Source organism: Brevundimonas sp. 2YAF1, assembly GCF_052114745.1.
Taxonomy (GTDB): Bacteria; Pseudomonadota; Alphaproteobacteria; order Caulobacterales; family Caulobacteraceae; genus Brevundimonas.
Genome location: NZ_JBFRFI010000016.1, coordinates 1 through 17,999 on the forward strand (window position 1 = coordinate 1; position 17,999 = coordinate 17,999).

The window sequence follows — 17,999 nt, forward strand, 5'->3', positions numbered from 1 at the left end:
CACGGAACCGACCTGTCCCTCCACAGCCAGGCCCAGCTCAGCGCCATCGCACGCCAGCTCAACGAACGGCCAAGAAAGACCTTGCTCTATCGGACGCCAGCGGAGACCTTCGCTGCGTGTGTTGCAGCGATCAGTTGAGCCCACCACCCTCAACGGACATTTGACGCATCCGCTTTCGGCTGGACCTCAGCCCCTCACCCCTCCGCCGCCGGCAGTTCCAGCAGCACCTTCAGCCCGCCCATGTCGCTGTCAGCCAGCGTGACCCGCCCGCCGTAGGCGCGGGTCAGGTCCTCGACGATGGACAGGCCCAGGCCGGTGCCCGGCGTGTCCTCGTCCATCCGCGTGCCGCGTTTCAGGGCGGCGTCGCGCTGATCCTCCGGCAGGCCCGGGCCGTCGTCCTCGACCACCACCACCATCTGCCCCGGCAGCGAGGCCCCGGCTGAAATCCGCACCCGGCGTTTGCACCATTTGGCGGCGTTCTCGATCAGGTTGCCGAAGATTTCCTGCAGGTCCTGACGCTCGCCCAGGAAGGCCAGTTCGTCCGGGGCGCGCCAGTCGATCTCGACCCCCTTGGTCTCGAACACCCGCTCCAGCATGACGGCCAGTTCGTCCAGCACCTCGCCCACCGGGGTGCGCTCGCCCAGGCCGTGGGCGGCGCGGGCGGCGGCGCGGGCGCGGCGCAGGTGGTGATCGACCTGATCCTGCATGACCTTGGTCTGTTTGCGCACCATGTCGGGCAGGACGCCCTCGCTGGTCCCGGCCTCGGCCAGCATGACCGCCAGCGGCGTCTTCAGCGCATGGGCCAGATTGCCGACGTGGGTGCGCTGGCGCTCCACCGTCTCCTGATTATGGGTCAGCAGTCGGTTGACCTGTTCGGCCAGGGGCTGGATCTCCAGCGGATAGACCCCCTCGACCCGGTGCGAGCGCCCCTTGCGCACGTCGGAAATCTCGTTGCGCAGATCATAGAGGGGCCGCAGCCCCACCTGCACCTGGATGAAGACCGCCGTCACCAGGCCCGCTCCGAGCAGCAGCATGGCCACCCAGGTCACGGTGGCGAACTGGCGCGTGTCGGCGTCGACGTCCGAACGGTCGACCCCGGCGAAGAAGACCACCGGCGCGGTGCGGTCAGGCAGCTGTTTCATGCTGGCGGCGATCCGCAGGGGCTCGCCCTTGGGACCGTCCTCGCCGTTGTAGCTGATGGTCTCGCCGAACGCCGCCTTCAGCCGCGCCGCCAGATCGGGCGCATAGTCCAGATCGGCCTGGCCCAGCGAGGCCGAACGCGCCAGAATTTGCAGCCGCCCGCCCGCCGTCGGCTCGGCCACCATCCAGTATTTGCCCGACAGCAGACGCTGGGTCCGCGCGTCCTGGATCTCGCTTATGAAGACCGCGCCTTCGGGCGTGATGGTCGCGGCCACCACCGTCTCGTCGATGGTCTCGCTCAGCATGTTGCCCAGGCGGCGCAGGGCCGATTCCTGGAACACCGAGGTCAGCACCACCCCCGTCACCACCAGGGCGACCAGAATCCACGCCGACGCCAGCCAGATCAGTCGACGGGTCAGCGACCGCCCCGGCCGCCCGAACCAGCGGCCCCACTCGTGTCTCTTGGGGGTCGGGCGCGACTCCTCGGCCCCGGCGTCGGTCATGCCGGTATCAGGCCGCGTCGCTCTCGCCGGCCAGCGGCGACAGGCGATAGCCCAGACCGCGCACCGTCTCGATCCGGTCCGAGCCGATCTTCTTCCTCAACCGGCCGACGAAGACCTCGATGGTGTTGGAATCGCGGTCGAAATCCTGATCGTACAGGTGCTCGACCAGTTCGGTCCGGCTGATGACCCGGCCCTGATGCATCATCAGATAGTGCAGCAGCCGGTATTCCAGCGACGTCAGACGCAGCGGCTCGCCGTTCACCGTCGCCCGCGCCGCCCGCGGGTCCAGGCGCAGGCCGCCGCAGGTCAGGGTCGCCGCCGCATGGCCGGCCGAGCGACGCAGCAGGGCGCGCAGACGGGCCAGCAGCTCCTCGGTGTGGAAGGGCTTGGTCAGATAATCGTCGGCCCCGGCGTCGAAGCCCGCCACCTTGTCCGACCAGGCGCCGCGCGCCGTCAGGATCAGCACCGGCGTGGTCTTGCCCTCGCGCCGCCAGCGCTCCAGCACCGACACGCCGTCGATCTTGGGCAGGCCCAGGTCCAGCACCACCACGTCATAGGGCTCGGTGTCGCCCAGGAACCAGGCCTCCTCGCCGTCCGGCGCGTGGTCGACGGCATAGCCGGCGTCGCCCAGGGCGGTCTTCAGCTGGCGCGACAGATCGACGTCGTCCTCGACAAGCAGCACCCGCATTCAGTCGCCTCCGCGAACCCGGCCGGACTGGCCGTCAACCTGTATGTCCGACACGCGGCCGCCCGGATACTCCCAGCGGACCACATAGTCGCCGCCGCGCTGGCTGACGCCCAGCATCCGCCCCGGCCGTCCCGACTGAACGCGGCGGGCGATATCGCCGGGATCGACGCGCGGCGCCGCACGGGGCCCATCGCGGAAATTGTCACCCGGATAGTTCCGGGGCTGTTCGCGAGGATCATCCTGTCGATCCCGATCCCGGCCGCGCGACTGCGCCGCCGCATCCGCCAGGGGGACGAGGGCGATCAAACCGGCCAGAAGAAGGGCTCGCATACGCATCATGGTTCGATTTCTAGACCCGCGCCTCTGAACAACGGCTGAACGCGCAGTCTATCGTCGTTCATCCAGACAAGGCCAGACAAGGAACGTCGGCCCGCCCATTCTCCGTCGCTATCTCCCGTTCTCCTCGCGGAGACAATGGTTTGCGCACATGACGAACTTCTCATGCTGATGAACGGCGCCTGAAACGCGCCGTTCAGATGCGGCTCAGCCGCAGGGTGGTCTCTTGGCGTCAACGCAGCCGATCCGGTTGCGACGATCCCTAGGAGCAAGACCATGATGAAGAAGCTGATGATCCCCCTGCTGGCCGTCGCCGCCGCTTCGGTCGCCATCCCCGCCGCCGCTCAATCCTATGACCGCCACGGCCCCTCGCGCGGCCCGGCCTATGAGCAGAACCACGGCGGCTGGCAGTCGATCACCCAGCGCAAATACGAACTGGATCGCCGCATCGATCAGGGCGTCCGCAGCCGTCAGCTCAGCAACCGCGAGGCCTCGCGTCTCAAGAGGGAGTTGAACAGCCTGGTCCAGCTGGAGCGCCAGTATCAGCGCGGCGGCCTGACCCGCGCCGAACGCAACGAACTGGACCGCCGCTACGATCGCCTGGCCGCCCAGATCCGTTACGAGCGCAACGACCACAACGGCCGCCGCCACTAACGGCCGCCTCGGGCTTGAGGCCCCGTTCCTGCCCTGTCAGGGGCCTCTCGAAGGGCGCGATCCGCAAGGGTCGCGCCCTTTTTCCATAGGCCCTTCTCCCCTTGCGGGAGAAGGAATTTAGGTCACCACCGTGATCTCAGGCCAGCGCCCGCGCGCATTGGCGATCACCCTGTCCCACCCCTTGGCCAGGCCCCGCTCGGGATTGGGCCGGATGATCAGGTCGAACACGTCCTCCAGGCCGAAGGGCGCGACCACGCTGATGGCGTCGTCGGCCTCCAGCCGCACCCCCACGGCGAAGGCGGGCGCCACGAACCGCGCCGGCGCCTCGTCGGTGCAGGTCAGAGCCTCATAGGGCTCGCCGAACTTGCCCTCGAACCAGAGGTGAACCCGCGCCTGATTGCGCACCTCGACCTGTTCGCGCACGGGCGGCTGGAAGGCGGCGGCGACGCGCTTGATGACTGCGTCCTCGGCGTCCCACGAGGTGTCGGGGTCGAAATAGCCGATGTCGTAGTCCTTGACGCCATAGCCGGTCGCCCGCCCCGTCTGGGCATTCCACACCGCCTGATAGACCGCGCCCGAAAACAGCCGCCAGTCCGGCAGGTCCAGGTCCCGCATCGCGGTCAGCACCTGCATCAGGCCTGCGTCGGCGCGGACGATCTCAGTCAGTCGGGTCTCAAGGGTCATGCGGTCGTCTGAAGGCGATTCGGACTTAGCGGACAGCCGCCGCATCGCTTTCGCGCACCGCCGCCACCACGATCCGGTCCCGGCCCTCGGCCTTGGCCCGCAGGAGGGCGGCGTCGGCCACGGACACCAGCGTCTCGGCATGGCCGTGGGCTGGATAGGTGGACAGCCCGAACGAGGCGGTGATCCTGCCCAGCGGCGTTCCCTTATGCTCCAGCGTCAGCGCGGCGATCTTCTTGCGGATGGCCTCGGCCCGTTCCAGGGCCTGCTCCATCCCCATGCCGGGCATCAGCAGCAGGAACTCCTCGCCGCCATAGCGGAAGGCGTTGCCCTCGCCGCGCACGCTGCTGGCCAGCACGCCGCCGACGGCGCGCAGGACGGCGTCGCCGGCGTCATGGCCGAAGCTGTCGTTGAATTTCTTGAAGTGGTCGACGTCCAGCATCAGGCAGCTGACAGGCCGCCCGCTCTGGTCCGCGTGCTCGACGTGAAGCGTCAGCATCGATTCAAGCTGGCGCCGGTTCGAAAGACCGGTCAGCGGATCGATCAGCGCCATTTCGCGCAGGGCTTCATGAAGGCGCAGATTGGCCAGCGCCAGGCCGACCCGCTCCGCCAGCAGGACCAGATAGACCTCGTCGCTCTCGGACAGGATTCCCGCACTCTCCGCGCGCTGTTCGAAATAGATCAGGCCGATCGTCTCGCCCTGACCGATCAGCGGCATGCAGATGGGATTGATCGCCTCGACGTCGTGCAGATGACTGCAGGGCACGTCGATCATGGTCCCGTGCGGCCGGTGCACCTGACCGCGCCGCAGGGCCCAGCAGTCGTTGAAGCGGAACTGCGCCGCCGACGCCTGCGGCGACCGCCACTCGCACGCCTGCATCATCATTCCCGTGGCTTCGTCGTGCACGTAGAGACGTCCCGCGAAGGCCGGCGCGATTTCCGGCGCGAACAGCCGGACCACCGTCATCACATCGTCCACGGCGCCGCACCCCTGGAGCCGCTGCGTCATGCGCGCCAGCAGGTCCCGCATGGCCAGGTCGGCGTCGCGCTGAACTTCCAGCCGCTGACGTTCCAGGGCGTTTTCGCGGAAGACGCGGATCGCCTGGGCCATGTCGCCGATCTCGTCGATCCGCGAGTATTCGGGCAGATCGACGGCGAAATCCTGGGCCGCCAGCCGCGTGACCACGTCGCTGAGGCGTCCCACCGGCCGCAGAACGCGGCGCATGATGATGAAATAGAGCACGAACAGGAACAGCAGCGCGGTGATCCCCAGCATGATCTCCGACGTCAGGCGGAACAGCCGCGACGCCTTCTCCGCCTCCAGCACCGCGTTCTGGGTCCGCTGGTCCAGCGTGTACTGGAACCGCCCGATCAGGTGGGCCACGCGTTCCAGTTCGCGCTCGTACTCCGGGCCAAAGATGATCTGCCGGGCGACGTCGTCCCGGCCGTTCTCCTTGGCCAGGATGGCGGCGTCCTGCTCGTCTCGCAGGGTGTCCGCCCACCGCAGCCCGTCCTCCAGCGCTTTCAGTTCGTCGTCCTGCGCGCCCACGTCGCGCATCGCCGCCAGGCTGGCTTCCACGGACTTCAGGTTCGCCGCCTCACGCTTGTAGACGATGAGATGGCTGGGATCGCCGCTGATGGTGAAAAGCCGCGCCTGTCCCGTCAGCCGGTACGTATCCTCGACCAGGGCCGCGGTCAGATGATCGAAGCGCGTCCGCTGCTGCACGGCGGCGCGCTCACGGTCCTCCGCATGGGACGCCATCAGCATGGTCGCGCCCGACACGGCGGTCAGCAGCAGGGTCGCGCCATAGGCCCAGTTGGTGATGGTAGCGATACGCATTTTACTGTCGGTCCACTCGTCCGCGCCCGCTCGATCTCGAGCCCGGCTGACCGTCGCGACTAGACGGCTCCCCCTTATCAGGGCGTTAAACGGGGATTAGGGGAAAACCTCGTCATCCCGGCCCTGCGGGCTTCCGGATGACGCCGATGTCAGTCTCGGATCGGCCAGCCGTGATCCAGCGGCCCATGTCCCTGGCCCAGGCCCGGCGCGCGGCGGATGGCCTCGGCGACATAGGCCCAGGCCTCGGCCACGGCGGTCTGCAGCGGCAATCCCTTGGCGATCCCGGCGGCGCAGGCGCTGGCCAAGGTGCAGCCCGTCCCGTGGGTGTGGCGGGTGTCGACGCGCTCGCTCTCCAGCACCGTCTCGCCGTCGGCGGTCAGCAGCAGATCGATCACCGTCTTGCCCGGCACATGCCCGCCCTTCATCAGCACCGCCCGCGCGCCCATTTCCAGCAGGGCCTCGCCCGCCCGGCGCTGGCCGTCCAGATCGACGACCGCGATCCCGGTTAACGCTTCAGCCTCGGGCGCATTCGGCGTCAGCAGGGCCGCGCGCGGCACCATCAGCCGCCGCACCGCCTCGACCGCGCGGTCTTCCAGCAGCGGCGACCCGCCCTTGGCGATCATCACCGGGTCCACCACGGTCGGCACGTTCCCGGCATAGTCGATCAGGCCCGCGACCGCCTCGACCACCTCGACCGAGCCCAGCATGCCGGTCTTCAGCGCGTCGGCGCCGATGTCGTCCAGCACGGCCTTGGCCTGAGCCTCGATCACGTCGAGCGGCAGGGGATAGACCCCGTGAACCCCCAGCGTGTTCTGGATCGTGATGGCCGTGATCGCCGTGGCGGCGAACCCGCCCAGCATGGTCACCGCCTTGATGTCGGCCTGAATCCCCGCGCCCCCGCCGGAATCCGACCCCGCGATGATCAAAACCCTACCCTTGGGGCTGCTCATGCCGCCGCTCCCGAAAACAGCTTCAACCCGACGATGCCGGCCACGATCAGCAGGATGCACACCGCCCGCACCGCCGTCGCCGGCTCGCCATAGACGACGATCCCGACCGCCGCCGCGCCCACGGCGCCGATGCCGGTCCACACCGCATAGGCCGTGCCCACCGGCAGCTTCTGCGTCGCCGCCCAAAGCCCGATCATGCTGGCGACCAGAGCCACCGCCACGCCCAGCGACAACAAGGGCCGCTGCACCCCGACATATTTGACGCCCGAGGCCCACATGACCTCGAACAGGCCCGCCACCACGAGCACCAACCACGGATTGAGAGACAGAAGCCAGGACATGACGGCTGCATGGCCCAGCCGCCGTTTGGGGGCAACCGCTTTCCATGGCCAGGCTGGCCCCTCCGCCAAACGGCGCCTATCCTGCCGACCGCCGCCTGACGGAGACCGGACATGACCACCGCGCCCTTCCTGATGTTCCAGAACGGCCAGTGCCGCGCGGCACTGGACTTCTATGTCGCCACCCTGCCCGAAACCCGCATCCTGTCGGCCCAGCCCTATCCCGAGGGGAGGCCGGGCGGAGACGGCCTGATCATGATGGCGCGCGCCTCGATCGACGGGCTGGAGATCATGGCCAACGACAGTCCCATCCCGCACGACTTCGGCTTCACGCCGTCCCTGTCGCTGTTCCGGGTCTGCCGCGACGCGGCCGAACTGGACCGGCTGGCCGCCACCTTGTCGGAAGGCGGCGCCGTCCTGATGCCGCCCGGCGCCTATGGCTTCAGCCGCCGCTTCGCCTGGGTCAGCGACCGCTTCGGCGTCTCTTGGCAGCTCAATCTGGAATAGGTCAGCCGGCGGCGTTCGCCACCGCCGCCTGCACCTTCAGCGCCTGCACCGTCTCGCGCACGTCGTGGACCCGCACCATCCGGGCGCCGCGCCGCGCCCCCTCCAGCGCCAGGGCCAGCGAGCCGCCCAGCCGGTCGGTCGCGGCGACCGCCGTCGCGTCCACGCCCTGGATCGTCCGTTTGCGGCTGGCGGCGTAGAGCACCGGCCAGCCCAGCTCGACCAGGGCCTCCAGCCGCGCCGTCAGCGTCAGATTGTGCGCCGTGGTCTTGGCGAAGCCGATGCCGGGGTCCAGCCAGATCTTGTCGCGCGCCACGCCCGCCGCCATGGCCGCCTCGGCCCGCGCCGCCAGATGGGCTGTGACCTCGGCCACGACGTCGTCATAGCTGGGGTCCTCCTGCATGGTCTTGGGCGCGCCCTTCATATGCATCAGCACCACCTCGCAACCCAGTTCGGCGGCGGTCACCAGACTGTCCGGCGCATGGCTCAGGCCCGTCACGTCGTTCCACATAGTCGCCCCGGCCCCGACGGCGCCGCGGGCCACGCCGGGCTTCATCGTGTCGATGCTGATGATCCCGTCCCAGCGCGCCCGGATCGCCGCGATCAGCGGCAGGGTGCGGACGATCTCCTGATCCTCGCTGACCGGCTCGGACCCCGGCCGCGTGCTCTCGCCGCCGATGTCCAGCACGTCCGCCCCCTGTTCGATCAACCGCATCGCATGGGCCAGCGCCGCTTCCTGCGTCGCCAACTGGCCGCCATCGGAAAAACTGTCCGGCGTCACGTTGACGATGCCCATGATCAGAGGCGGTTTCACGAGGGATTGAAGGCTCATGCGAAGGGACCTCCCGGGACCCGGTTTGACTTTCGGCGCGCTGAGGGCCAGCCTCTAGACACTATGGAACGTTTCGTCAGCCAGGCTCGACGCCTCACCCACGCGGGTCGCCGCGTCGAAGGCATTTAACCCGTAGCGGCCAGCTTGCGCTGTCGTCCGCTACGGGGCGCGTCGCTTCGCTTTTTTCCCCTGGTTCCCCTTTCAGGATCGCGTTCGCCGTCATCGGCGCCCGCGGACATGCATGTCATGACCCATCGTCAAGACGATACCAGCGCGCCCGCTCGCGGCGCCGACATTCTGCCCTTCCGGCGTCCCGCCACGCCGCCCGTCTCCTCGCCCGAGCCCGCGCCCCACGGCGACGACAGCGACGACGACGGGCCTTCGGCCGCCTGATCCTTCTTTCCTTTCTTCTTTTTACATCGAGATACGACATGACCACCGCCAAGACCCGCGGCCGCCCTCCGGCCCTGCCTGCCATCGTCCTCAGCCGCGAGGATTTCGACGCCCTGGATCGCCTGGTCGGCGACCTGCCCGGAACCGGCCCCGCCGGCCTGCTGCAACAGGAGCTGGACCGCGCCGAGGTCTGCGACGCCGCCGACCTGCCCAAGGACGTGGTCACCCTGAACCGCTGGCTGCACTACGCCGACGACCGCCACCCCGACGTGCGTCGCGTCCAACTGGTCCTCCCGCGCGAGGCCGACATCGACGCAGGCCGCGTCTCGGTCCTGTCGCACGTCGGCGCCGGCCTGATCGGCCTGAAGGAAGGCCAGGCCATCGTCTGGCCCGACCCGTCCGGCGAGACCCGCAAGCTGACGCCCGTGCTGATCGAAGACGCCGACCCGATCGAGTCCGCCCCCCACTGAAGGGCGTTGCGCTGGCCATAAAAACCCTTCTCCCCTTGCGGGAGAAGGACAGAAAAAAGGGGCGCGCCCTGTGCGGCGCGCCCCTTTTCGTTTCAGCCCAGCGCCTTGATCAGACGGTCGGCACGCTGGTCGTCGGCGCGGCGGCCGGTTCGGCCTCCGACGCGATCGGCGTCTCGACGTCCGTGCCGTCCGACACCGGCGTCACGGGCACGGACACCGACGGCCCCGGCTTGGGCGCGTTGTTCTCGTCGCGGTTCGGGGCGATGCCCTTCTCCAGCAGGTCGGTGATCTCCTGACCCGACAGGGTTTCGTATTCCAGCAGGGCCTGGGCCAGCTTTTCCAGATCCCCGGCCTTGGTGGTCAGGATCTTGCGGGCCTCGTCCCAGCCGGAGGTGACCAGCTTCTTGACCTCGCTGTCGATCAGACGCGCAGTTTCCTCAGAGATATTCTGGCTGCGCGCGACCGAGTGGCCCAGGAAGACCTCCTGTTCGTTCTCGCCGTAAGCCACCGTCCCCAGCACTTCCGAGAAGCCCCACTGCGTCACCATGCGGCGCGCCAGCTTGGTCGCCTGCTGGATGTCCGAGGATGCGCCCGAGGTGATGTTCTCCTTGCCGAAGATCAGTTCCTCGGCCACCCGGCCGCCGGCCATAATGGCGATGCGGTCGACCATCTGCTGGTACTTCATGGAATAGCGGTCGCCTTCCGGCAGTTGCATCACCATGCCCAGGGCCTGGCCGCGCGGGACGATGGTCGCCTTGTGCACCGGGTCGGCCATCTTGACGTTGATGGCGACGATGGCGTGGCCGCCTTCGTGATAGGCGGTCAGGCGGCGCTCTTCCTCGTTCATGGCCATGGATTTGCGCTCGGCGCCCATCATGACCTTGTCCTTGGCGTCCTCGAAGTCGCGGTGCGTCACCATGCGCCGGTCCTTGCGGGCGGCCATCAGGGCGGCTTCGTTGACCAGGTTGGCCAGGTCGGCGCCCGAGAAGCCCGGCGTGCCGCGCGCGATGGTCTTCACGTTCACGTCGGCGGCCAGCGGCACGTCCTTCATGTGGACGCGCAGGATGCGTTCGCGGCCCGAGACGTCGGGGTTCGGCACCACGACCTGACGGTCGAAACGGCCGGGACGCAGCAGGGCCGGGTCCAGCACGTCGGGACGGTTGGTCGCCGCGATCAGGATGATGCCTTCGTTGGACTCAAAGCCGTCCATCTCGACCAGCAGCTGGTTCAGCGTCTGTTCGCGCTCGTCGTTGCCGCCGCCCAGGCCGGCGCCACGGTGACGACCGACGGCGTCGATTTCATCGATGAAGATGATGCAGGGCGCATTCTTCTTGGCCTGTTCGAACATGTCGCGGACGCGGCTGGCGCCGACGCCGACGAACATCTCGACAAAGTCCGAACCCGAGATCGAGAAGAAGGGCACGCCCGCCTCGCCCGCCACCGCGCGCGCCAGCAGGGTCTTGCCGGTGCCGGGAGGGCCGACCAGCAGGGCGCCCTTGGGGATCTTGCCGCCCAGACGCTGGAACTTGCCCGGATCCTTCAGGAAGTCGACGACCTCCGACAGTTCTTCCTTGGCCTCGTCCACGCCGGCGACGTCGTCAAAGGTCTTGCGGCCCTTGTGCTCGGTCAGCAGCTTGGCCTTGGACTTGCCGAAGCCCATGGCGCCCTTCGCCCCGCCCTGCATCCGGTTCATGATGAAGAACCAGAAGGCGATGATCAGCACCACCGGCAGCAGCAGGCCCAGCAGGCCCGACCACCAGGGCTGCTTGGTGCTCTTCACGTCGACCTTGACGCCCGCCGTGTTCATGCGATCGACCAGGGTCTCGTTGGGATAGGGGGTCGTGGTCGTGAACTTGGTGTCGTTCTTGTAGACGCCCGACACGGCGTCGCCGCGCACGCTGACGGACTTGATCTCCTGGGCGTCGATGGCGGCGACCAGTTGCGAATAGGTGATGGGCTCGGGCCGACCCGCCGCCGCCGCGCCCTTGGCGCCCGGCATGGCGGGCGTGCCGCCGTTCTGGCTGATCGCGGCATAGACCGCCACCAGACCCAGAAGGATCACGCCCCAGATGGCGAAATTACGCAGGTTCATTCGGTCCTCGGTTTCTCGACGCGCGCGCAGACGCTCGGTCGATCAGCAGTCTTTCCAGGAAAATAGGTCAGTCGGCGGCGTTTCGCCATGCACGGGTTGAAAGAGGTCGGCTTCCTGCGTCGTTTCGCCCAGCGCCAGCGCCAGACGACGCGCCGCCAGAGCCCGCACATGGGCCACGCGCCATGCCAGAATCGGGCCGTTTTCATCGTCCCCGATCAGCACAGGCAGCCCCCCGCGCGCCACAGCCGGAAGCCGCGCCACGGCCCGACGATCAGCCTCCGAAAGCCGCGCCAGCCGCCCAGCCACCGCCTCGACCCGCCAGCCCGGCTCGCTCGTCGTGATCTCGAACCGCCCGTCCCAGACAGAAGGGACGCCTGGCGTAAGTGTCAAGGACTGCGGAGCCCGACGCCGCATCTCGCCCGGTTCGCGCATCAGCCGCACGGTCGCCCCCGCCGCCTCGACCCGCGCCCCCGACAGGCCCGCGACGAAATCCTCGCCCGCCGCCAGCCGCCCCCTCAGCGCCGCCAGCCGCGCGCCGCGCGGCGGAACCGACCCGCCCCCCGCGCACAGCAGGGCCGCCGCCAGCCCCGACGCCGACACGTCCCGCGGAACCTGCAGCACCCCGGCCCAGGCGAGAGCGCCGAGCCCGCCGCCCGAAGCCTCCGCGTCTGCCACTTTTCTTGCGTCACCCTCGGGCTTGTCCCGAGGGTCCAGAAACACCCCGTTCGCTGTTGACGCGCCGCCGCCCGATCCTTCGACGTCGAGGGTCTGGATCCCCGGCACAAGGCCGGGGATGACGCTGGAACGGGCCGGATCGTCGCCCCCGCGCACCCCCAACGCCGCCCGCGCCCGACTGCGCCCGAACCGCTCGTCGGCGTTGGCCGGGTCCTCGATCCACCCCTGCCCCCGCGCCCGCAAATAATCCCGCAACCCCTCGCGCCGCTCGTCCAGCAGCGGCCGCAGCAGCATCAGCTCCCGCCCCTCGGGCCAGACCGGCGACGGCGACCATTCCCGCACCCGCCCCAGGGTCGAGCCATGCGCGCGCATCCACTCGCCCTCGGCCACGTCGTCGGCGGTGTGGGCCAGCAGGACGACCCGCGCCCCCGCCGCCCGCGCCGCCTCGGCGATCAGCCCGTGCCGCGCCGCCCGCGCCCGCGCCGTCAGTCCACCCCTTAACTCATGGCCGGCGCGCGCCGCCTCCCAGCTCAGGCCGCGCCAGTCGGCCCCGACCTCGCGCGCGGCCTCGCCCGCGAACCGGGTCCAGTCCGCGCTCTTCGGATTCAGGTTGTGATCGACCGTCAGGGCCAGCAGCCGCCGCCCCCGGGCCCGGGCCCAGTCGGCGGCGAGATGCAGCAGCGCCAGGGAGTCGCCCCCGCCCGAAAGGGCCAGAACGACTGGGGTCCGGGCGACCGGCTCTCCCCGTCCCGCGTCCCCGCCCTTGGCCAGCCGCGCGTCCAGCCGAGCGAAGACCCGGCGGGTCAGGCCGTCGGGATCGGGTGCGCTCAGGTGCAGGCGGCGCGCGTGCGCAGTTGCGCAGCGCGGGTCTTCAGCGCCGCCGGGGCCGCCTCGGCGTAGCGGCGGGTGAATTCGTTCAGGGCGCCGCAGGCCTGGGTCGCGCGGTCAGTGGCGCGCAAGGCCTCGGCCAGCTTCAGCGTCGTCTCCGGCGCCCAGGCCGTGCGCGGCCAGCCGCTCAGCGCCGCCGCGTAGGACGCCACCGCCGCGGCGTTGTCGCGCGCCGCGACGCGCAGGTCGCCGAGCCTGGAATGGGCTTCACGCGACTGGACCGTGTCGGGCCAGGTGGCGATCACCGTCTCCAGCGCCCGCTCGCCGCGCGCCGCGTCGGTTCCCAGCAGCCGCACCGCCGCCGCCAGATCCTGGGCCGCGTCGCCGGTCGGCGAATTGGCGGTGACCGGGGCGTTGGCCTCGGCGGCTTCACGCGCCGCCGCCTCCAGCTTCTGGATCCGGCCCTCGGCGTCGCGCAGACGGCGCGTCAGAAGACCGTTGTCGCGCGTCGCCTCGTCCAGTTGGAAGGTCACGCGCTCGCCGTCGGCGTTCACCCGCTGGAAGGTCTGCTCCAGGTCCGACAGGCGGCGGTCCATGATCTGCATCTGGCCCTGCAGGGCCACGACCTCGGGGTCGGGCTCGACCAGCACGGGCTGGCCGGCGGCGTTTCTCTGGGTCAGGGCGCGCTCCAGACGGCGGACGTTGCGGTCCAGCTGGTCCAGGCTGCGCTTGTCCCACTGGACGGGCTGCATGGGCATGGTCTGGGCGACGACCGCCCCCCCGATCAGGGTCAGGCCGATGGCCGTCATGGCGGCGGATTTCGAAAGACGGAATGGCAGCTTCAGCATGTCCCTGTCGTCCCATCGATTTGCGGCGGCCGCAAGGCCAAGTTCAGCGTCCCCGTCAATGGCCCAGCCCCAGATAGATGATGGCGACAATGAACAGCGTGGCGGCGATCTCGCAGAAGATCAGCAGGGCCACGGTCCGCCACAGCGTCGAAAGGATCGACAGGCTGTAGGCGCCCTTCAACTGCGCGAACATATGGGACGGTACGATCAGGCAGGCCACCCCCGCGGCCCAGCCGCCCGCCCCCTTCAGGGTCGTCGCCACGATCACCACCGCCATCAGCAGCAAGGACATGAAGGTCAGGGAATAGAGGACGAAGACCCCGTGGTCGTACAGGGTGAGGCCCCGCTTCCACAGGAACATCAGGGCCACGAACGGGATCGACAGCGGCACCAGCAGGAAGGCGAACTTGTACATCGTCTGCTGCAATTTATAGAGCGCCAGATCCGGGTTCTTCAGCTTCTTGGCCACGGTGGCGATGAAGCCATGCTCATTGGCCGGCCCCGCCTTTGACCAGCCCGCGGTCGCCTTGACGCCGTTGTCCTCGTCGCCGTTGCTCACGTCCAAGGCGATGTCGGCCACCTGGGCCTGCCAGCTGCCGGGCGTCAGCCCATCCTTGCGGCCCTCGGTCAGTTCCTTCTCCAGTTGAGCCAGGCGCGCCTTCTCCTGGATCACCACGCCCTCGGCGGCGGCCAGCGCCCCCGCCGTCACCCCCTGACGCGCGCCGCTGGTCACGTCGTGCTGGCCTTCGGCCTCGGCGGCGGTCGCCGCGGCCTGGGCGTCCAGCACCGCCTTCTCGGCCTTGGCCAGATCGGCGCGCTGGTCGGCGATCCGCTCCGGCAAAGGCCTATCGTTGACCGCCGGGTGCGGCATGAAACTGAGCGCGAAGAACATGACGAACAGGGTGAACAGGAACATCGCCAGCGGCGAAACGTAGCGCGTCCGCCTGCCCTGCACCCATTCGCGCGTCAGCCGTCCGGGGTTCAGCACCAGCAGCGGCAGGGTGCGCCAGAAGCGGCCGTCGAAATGCATGACCCCGTGCAGCAGTTCTTCGCCGAGGTGCAGCAAGGTGCGGTGGACGTGCGCCGGCTGGCCGCAGTTCGAGCAGAACCGCCCGGTCAGCTCGGCCCCGCAGTCGGCGCAGACCGCGTGAGGCTCGCCGGCCTGACCGGTCCGTTTCTCGACCGCGCCTGCGATAATGCCGCCCGTCATGGCGCCGCCCGCTGCTTCCAGATCCATGCCGAACTCCTCCCCCAGGATTCGCGGCGGACTTTGGTCCCGGCGGCGCGCAAAGAAAAGAGGCGCCGGCTACAAGCCGACGCCTCCATTCAGGTCATTCGTGCCTGCGCGGCTTAGCGCGGCGCGCCCGACACGATGGCGGTGTGGCCGTTACGGTTCTGGGCCCAGGCGCCCTCGTTCGAACCCTCGGCGATCGGACGTTCCTTGCCGAAGCTGATGGTGTCGATGCGGCCGGCCGGCACGCCGCGCTGGATCAGATAGGTGCGGACGGCCTCGGCGCGACGGGCGCCCAGGGCCAGGTTGTATTCACGCGTGCCGCGTTCGTCGGCATTGCCTTCGATACGGACCGTGACCTGCGGATAGCGCGACAGCCAGGCGGCCTGGGCGTCCAGACGCGGCTGGGCTTCCGGACGCACCGAATAGGAGTCCAGGTCGAAGTAGATGCGGTCGCCGACGTTGACGACGAAGTCCTGCTCCGAGCCCGGCATGGCGGCGCCGACATTGCCGCCGGACACGGGGCCGGTCGGGGCGGTCGGATATTGCGGGCCGGTCGGCTGGGCGGGCTGCATCGGCACGGCCGGCTCGACCTTGGGCTTGGGCGCGCAGGCCGCCAGGGCGGCGACGGCGGCGCTGACGGTCGCCAGCTTGATCAGGGTCGTGGAATTCATCGGGTCGTCTCCTTGTATTCGATCTGAGGACGGCGGCCTCAAGCTCGGCTTTATTCGGCTCTGCTAGACTGCGGCATCCCGCCGCGCCAGCCGCGATAACGCATAGTTTATGTGAACGGCTCCCGTCGTGATCTCACGAAGCCGTAAGCCGGTCAGGCGGGACAGCTGTCCGCGCCCTGACCGAACCCCAGATTAGCCGGCGGGGCGTCCAGAAGACCCGACCAGGCCGGGTCCGAACCGCGCTCCTGATAGCCGGCCTGCGCCACCACCCGGCCCGACAGGTCGACGGTCCACAGACGGGTGTCGCCGCCCGGGTTCTGCCGCGCGAAGGCGATGTAGCGGCCGTTCGGCGCCCAGGAGGGGCCTTCCTCGAAATAGCTGGACGACAGGATGCGCTCGCCCGTGCCGTCCGGCTTCATCACCCCGATGTGGAAGCGTCCGCCCGACTGCTTGGTAAAGGCGATCAGGTCGCCGCGCGGGCTCCAGGCCGGGGCGGTGTAGAGGCCGCCGCCGCGCGAGATCGGCCGCTGGCCAGAGCCGTCCGACCGCATGGTGTAGAGGCGCGGCGAACCCGAACGGTCCGAGGTGAAGACGATCTGATTGCCGTCCGGGCTGAAGGAGGGCGAGGTGTCGATGCCCGGATCGCTGGTCAGGCGCGACAGCTGCCGCGTCCGCAGGTTCATGACATAGACATCGGTGTTGCCGCCCCGGATGATCGAGAAGGCGATCCTCGTCCCGTCGTTCGAGAAGCGCGGCGCCAGCACCTGACCGTCGAACTCGCCCAGGCTTTCGCGACGGCCCGTCGACAGATTGTAGAGGTAGATGCGGCTGTAGTCCTTGCCCAGGGCCACATAGGTCACTTCGTCGGGGTTGGACGCCGAGAAGCGCGGCGACATGATGATCTCGTCGCCCTGGGTCAGATAGACGGGGTTGTAGCCGTCCTGATCGACGATGGTCAGGCGCGACAGCTTGTTCAACTGGGCCCCGCTCTCCGACACGAACAGGACGCGCGAATCAAAGAAGCCCGACTCGCCCGTCATCCGCTGATAGATGACGTCCGAGATCTTGTGCGCGATCCGGCGCCACTGTTCCGACGTGGCGGTGAACTGATACGAGACCAGCTGGCACTGGCGATAGGGATCATACAGGCGGAAGCCCACGTCGATCCGGCCGTCGGCGCGCGGCGTCACGCCGCCGTACAGCACCGCCTGCGCCCCGATGGTCGTCCACTGCGGGAAGTTCGGCGCATTGGCCAGCGTCAGGCCGGTCTCGATGAAGCTGGCCGGGTTCAGGGGATCGAAGAAACCCGAACGCTTCAGGTTGCCGCTGATGACGCTCGAAATCTGCGGTCCGTTCTGGCCGGTGAAGGGCACCACGGCGATTTGCAGCGGACGCAGCACGCCCTGGTCGATCTCGACCTCGACCGGTCCCGACTGCTGGGCCGCCGTCGCCGGCGGTTGCGTCTGGGCCGACGCAGGGGCCTGGACCATCGCCGGGGCCGCCATGACGACCGCCGCGGCCGAGGCGAGGAGAAGGTGCAGACGCATAGGGGGCTCCCAGAGTTGGACGGCTCGTCGGTCCTTATCGCCAGACCGTATGACAAAAACCAGCTTGTGAAAGACAAGCTTGCCCCGGAATGGGGCGACTTTCAGACTTTAGCCGCGACGTTTCCGACGCCGTCGCTTTCTCTCTCCCTTCTCCCTCTGGGAGAAGGTGGCCCACAGGGCCGGATGAGGGTCGTTGGCTGCCTTCGGCGTAAGCCGCAGCACCACGGCTTACGCCGACTGTGGCATCAACCCCTCACCCTTTTGCCTTTACCAATCGCTGCGCTCTTGGAGGCTCAAGCCCTCTCCCGCCGGGAGAGGGAAACATCACCGGTTGGCGCAGGCTCGTTCGGTGTTGAAGGTCGGACGATACTGGCCGCCGGGGAAACCCGCAGGCACGTCGAACGGCGCCGTCTGGCGCAGCGCCCGCAGCGCCCCGTCCGCCGCCGCCCGATAGACGGCGGTGGACTGCGGATTGACCAGGGTCGGCCCCTTGGTGATGCGGCCGTCCGCCGACAGGGTCAGATCGACCTGAATCCGCAGCTCGTCCGCCCCCGGAATATCGCAGGGCAGAATCCAGTTCGGATAGACCTGATTGAAGATGGCGGTGATCTGCGGTCCCGTGGCCTGGCTGGCCTGACCCGCGCCCTGCTGGCCCGTGGCCGGCTGGCCCCGATTCGGCGTCGGGCGCGGCGGACCGGTCAGGGCATCGAGGTCGAGACCGGGCTGCGGCCGGGCCGGAGCCGGCGGCGCGGGCGTGGGCCGCGCGGGGGTCGGG

At 69.0% G+C, this 17,999-nt stretch carries 18 protein-coding genes and 2 pseudogenes; 5 read left to right on the forward strand and 15 right to left on the reverse strand.

The features are described from left to right. A pseudogene (locus tag AB4Y68_RS14235) lies at positions 1–138 on the forward strand (IS30 family transposase); the annotation flags it as partial. A 56-nt stretch (positions 139–194) separates the two neighbouring features. Here the strand turns inward: AB4Y68_RS14235 and AB4Y68_RS14240 are convergent. From AB4Y68_RS14240 to AB4Y68_RS14250, 3 genes are read right to left on the reverse strand one after another with little or no spacing between them, the layout of a single operon-like run. After that, on the reverse strand, positions 195–1,643 hold the full coding sequence (locus AB4Y68_RS14240; protein WP_441456413.1) for a sensor histidine kinase: 1,449 nt from the start codon (positions 1,641–1,643) through the stop codon (positions 195–197). Between the two features lie 7 nt (positions 1,644–1,650). Continuing rightward, on the reverse strand, positions 1,651–2,331 hold the full coding sequence (locus AB4Y68_RS14245) for a response regulator transcription factor (RefSeq protein ID WP_441456414.1): 681 nt from the start codon (positions 2,329–2,331) through the stop codon (positions 1,651–1,653). Further along, positions 2,332–2,670 (reverse strand): hypothetical protein, encoded by a 339-nt coding sequence (locus AB4Y68_RS14250; RefSeq protein ID WP_441456415.1) that lies wholly within the window; start codon positions 2,668–2,670, stop codon positions 2,332–2,334. Positions 2,671–2,946: 276 nt separating this feature from the next. On the opposite strand from AB4Y68_RS14250, the gene AB4Y68_RS14255 reads away from it, so the two are divergent. After that, positions 2,947–3,321, forward strand: a complete 375-nt coding sequence (locus AB4Y68_RS14255; RefSeq protein WP_441456429.1) for a hypothetical protein — start codon at positions 2,947–2,949, stop codon at positions 3,319–3,321. A 117-nt stretch (positions 3,322–3,438) separates the two neighbouring features. On the opposite strand, the gene AB4Y68_RS14260 is transcribed toward AB4Y68_RS14255, so the two are convergent. The 4 genes from AB4Y68_RS14260 to AB4Y68_RS14275 form a co-directional block, all read right to left on the reverse strand. Next, positions 3,439–4,005 carry a nucleotidyltransferase family protein gene (locus AB4Y68_RS14260; protein ID WP_441456416.1) on the reverse strand — a complete coding sequence of 189 codons (567 nt, stop codon included), beginning with the start codon at positions 4,003–4,005 and terminating at the stop codon, positions 3,439–3,441. A gap of 25 nt (positions 4,006–4,030) precedes the next feature. Beyond that, the gene (locus AB4Y68_RS14265; protein ID WP_441456417.1) at positions 4,031–5,842 is read right to left on the reverse strand and encodes a diguanylate cyclase; all 1,812 of its coding nucleotides are present in this window, start codon (positions 5,840–5,842) and stop codon (positions 4,031–4,033) included. Positions 5,843–5,991: 149 nt separating this feature from the next. Further along, complete coding sequence (gene thiD / locus AB4Y68_RS14270) at positions 5,992–6,792, reverse strand: bifunctional hydroxymethylpyrimidine kinase/phosphomethylpyrimidine kinase (RefSeq protein WP_441456418.1); 801 nt, start codon at positions 6,790–6,792, stop codon at positions 5,992–5,994. After that, positions 6,789–7,133: a DMT family transporter gene (locus AB4Y68_RS14275; protein WP_441456419.1), complete on the reverse strand. Its 345-nt coding sequence runs from the start codon at positions 7,131–7,133 to the stop codon at positions 6,789–6,791. The genes thiD and AB4Y68_RS14275 overlap by 4 nt, the downstream gene beginning before the upstream one ends. A 111-nt stretch (positions 7,134–7,244) precedes the next feature. Between AB4Y68_RS14275 and AB4Y68_RS14280 the strand changes: the two genes are divergently transcribed. Then, a complete protein-coding gene (locus tag AB4Y68_RS14280) occupies positions 7,245–7,637 on the forward strand; it encodes a VOC family protein (RefSeq protein WP_441456420.1) in 393 nt (130 codons plus the stop codon). A 1-nt stretch (position 7,638) separates the two neighbouring features. On the opposite strand, the gene folP is transcribed toward AB4Y68_RS14280, so the two are convergent. After that, positions 7,639–8,466: a dihydropteroate synthase gene (gene folP / locus AB4Y68_RS14285; protein ID WP_441456421.1), complete on the reverse strand. Its 828-nt coding sequence runs from the start codon at positions 8,464–8,466 to the stop codon at positions 7,639–7,641. A 246-nt stretch (positions 8,467–8,712) separates the two neighbouring features. Here folP and AB4Y68_RS14290 point away from each other — a divergent pair, with 246 nt between their 5' ends. Both AB4Y68_RS14290 and AB4Y68_RS14295 read left to right on the forward strand, forming a co-directional pair. Further along, positions 8,713–8,859, forward strand: coding sequence for a hypothetical protein (locus AB4Y68_RS14290; protein WP_441456422.1), 147 nt, complete (start codon positions 8,713–8,715; stop codon positions 8,857–8,859). A 38-nt stretch (positions 8,860–8,897) separates the two neighbouring features. Next, positions 8,898–9,329, forward strand: a complete 432-nt coding sequence (locus tag AB4Y68_RS14295; RefSeq protein WP_441456423.1) for a GreA/GreB family elongation factor — start codon at positions 8,898–8,900, stop codon at positions 9,327–9,329. Positions 9,330–9,438: 109 nt separating this feature from the next. Here AB4Y68_RS14295 and ftsH read toward each other — a convergent pair whose 3' ends face one another. The 7 genes and pseudogenes from ftsH to AB4Y68_RS14330 all read right to left on the reverse strand — a co-directional run. Then, positions 9,439–11,421: an ATP-dependent zinc metalloprotease FtsH gene (gene ftsH / locus AB4Y68_RS14300; protein ID WP_441456424.1), complete on the reverse strand. Its 1,983-nt coding sequence runs from the start codon at positions 11,419–11,421 to the stop codon at positions 9,439–9,441. Positions 11,422–11,463: 42 nt separating this feature from the next. Continuing rightward, on the reverse strand, positions 11,464–13,026 hold the full coding sequence (gene tilS / locus AB4Y68_RS14305; protein ID WP_441456430.1) for a tRNA lysidine(34) synthetase TilS: 1,563 nt from the start codon (positions 13,024–13,026) through the stop codon (positions 11,464–11,466). After that, positions 12,924–13,772 (reverse strand): tol-pal system protein, encoded by an 849-nt coding sequence (locus tag AB4Y68_RS14310; protein WP_441456425.1) that lies wholly within the window; start codon positions 13,770–13,772, stop codon positions 12,924–12,926. Before AB4Y68_RS14310 ends, tilS begins: the two co-directional genes overlap by 103 nt. A gap of 55 nt (positions 13,773–13,827) precedes the next feature. Then, positions 13,828–15,009 carry a DUF3667 domain-containing protein gene (locus AB4Y68_RS14315; RefSeq protein ID WP_441456426.1) on the reverse strand — a complete coding sequence of 394 codons (1,182 nt, stop codon included), beginning with the start codon at positions 15,007–15,009 and terminating at the stop codon, positions 13,828–13,830. 113 nt (positions 15,010–15,122) lie between these two features. Continuing rightward, a complete protein-coding gene (gene pal / locus AB4Y68_RS14320) occupies positions 15,123–15,677 on the reverse strand; it encodes a peptidoglycan-associated lipoprotein Pal (RefSeq protein ID WP_441456427.1) in 555 nt (184 codons plus the stop codon). A 152-nt stretch (positions 15,678–15,829) separates the two neighbouring features. Continuing rightward, positions 15,830–17,224: a Tol-Pal system beta propeller repeat protein TolB gene (tolB, locus tag AB4Y68_RS14325; RefSeq protein ID WP_441456428.1), complete on the reverse strand. Its 1,395-nt coding sequence runs from the start codon at positions 17,222–17,224 to the stop codon at positions 15,830–15,832. 324 nt (positions 17,225–17,548) lie between these two features. Then, positions 17,549–17,999: pseudogene (locus tag AB4Y68_RS14330) on the reverse strand (hypothetical protein); the annotation flags it as partial.

Bases quoted from the DNA above. Each gene is read 5' to 3' on its own strand.
- AB4Y68_RS14240 (WP_441456413.1), bottom strand. From the start codon at position 1,643: ATGACCGACGCCGGGGCCGAGGAGTCGCGCCCGACCCCCAAGAGACAC.
- AB4Y68_RS14245 (WP_441456414.1), bottom strand. From the start codon at position 2,331: ATGCGGGTGCTGCTTGTCGAGGACGACGTCGATCTGTCGCGCCAGCTG.
- AB4Y68_RS14250 (WP_441456415.1), bottom strand. From the start codon at position 2,670: ATGATGCGTATGCGAGCCCTTCTTCTGGCCGGTTTGATCGCCCTCGTC.
- AB4Y68_RS14255 (WP_441456429.1), top strand. From the start codon at position 2,947: ATGAAGAAGCTGATGATCCCCCTGCTGGCCGTCGCCGCCGCTTCGGTC.
- AB4Y68_RS14260 (WP_441456416.1), bottom strand. From the start codon at position 4,005: ATGACCCTTGAGACCCGACTGACTGAGATCGTCCGCGCCGACGCAGGC.
- AB4Y68_RS14265 (WP_441456417.1), bottom strand. From the start codon at position 5,842: ATGCGTATCGCTACCATCACCAACTGGGCCTATGGCGCGACCCTGCTG.
- thiD (WP_441456418.1), bottom strand. From the start codon at position 6,792: ATGAGCAGCCCCAAGGGTAGGGTTTTGATCATCGCGGGGTCGGATTCC.
- AB4Y68_RS14275 (WP_441456419.1), bottom strand. From the start codon at position 7,133: ATGTCCTGGCTTCTGTCTCTCAATCCGTGGTTGGTGCTCGTGGTGGCG.
- AB4Y68_RS14280 (WP_441456420.1), top strand. From the start codon at position 7,245: ATGACCACCGCGCCCTTCCTGATGTTCCAGAACGGCCAGTGCCGCGCG.
- folP (WP_441456421.1), bottom strand. From the start codon at position 8,466: ATGAGCCTTCAATCCCTCGTGAAACCGCCTCTGATCATGGGCATCGTC.
- AB4Y68_RS14290 (WP_441456422.1), top strand. From the start codon at position 8,713: ATGACCCATCGTCAAGACGATACCAGCGCGCCCGCTCGCGGCGCCGAC.
- AB4Y68_RS14295 (WP_441456423.1), top strand. From the start codon at position 8,898: ATGACCACCGCCAAGACCCGCGGCCGCCCTCCGGCCCTGCCTGCCATC.
- ftsH (WP_441456424.1), bottom strand. From the start codon at position 11,421: ATGAACCTGCGTAATTTCGCCATCTGGGGCGTGATCCTTCTGGGTCTG.
- AB4Y68_RS14310 (WP_441456425.1), bottom strand. From the start codon at position 13,772: ATGCTGAAGCTGCCATTCCGTCTTTCGAAATCCGCCGCCATGACGGCC.
- AB4Y68_RS14315 (WP_441456426.1), bottom strand. From the start codon at position 15,009: ATGGATCTGGAAGCAGCGGGCGGCGCCATGACGGGCGGCATTATCGCA.
- pal (WP_441456427.1), bottom strand. From the start codon at position 15,677: ATGAATTCCACGACCCTGATCAAGCTGGCGACCGTCAGCGCCGCCGTC.
- tolB (WP_441456428.1), bottom strand. From the start codon at position 17,224: ATGCGTCTGCACCTTCTCCTCGCCTCGGCCGCGGCGGTCGTCATGGCG.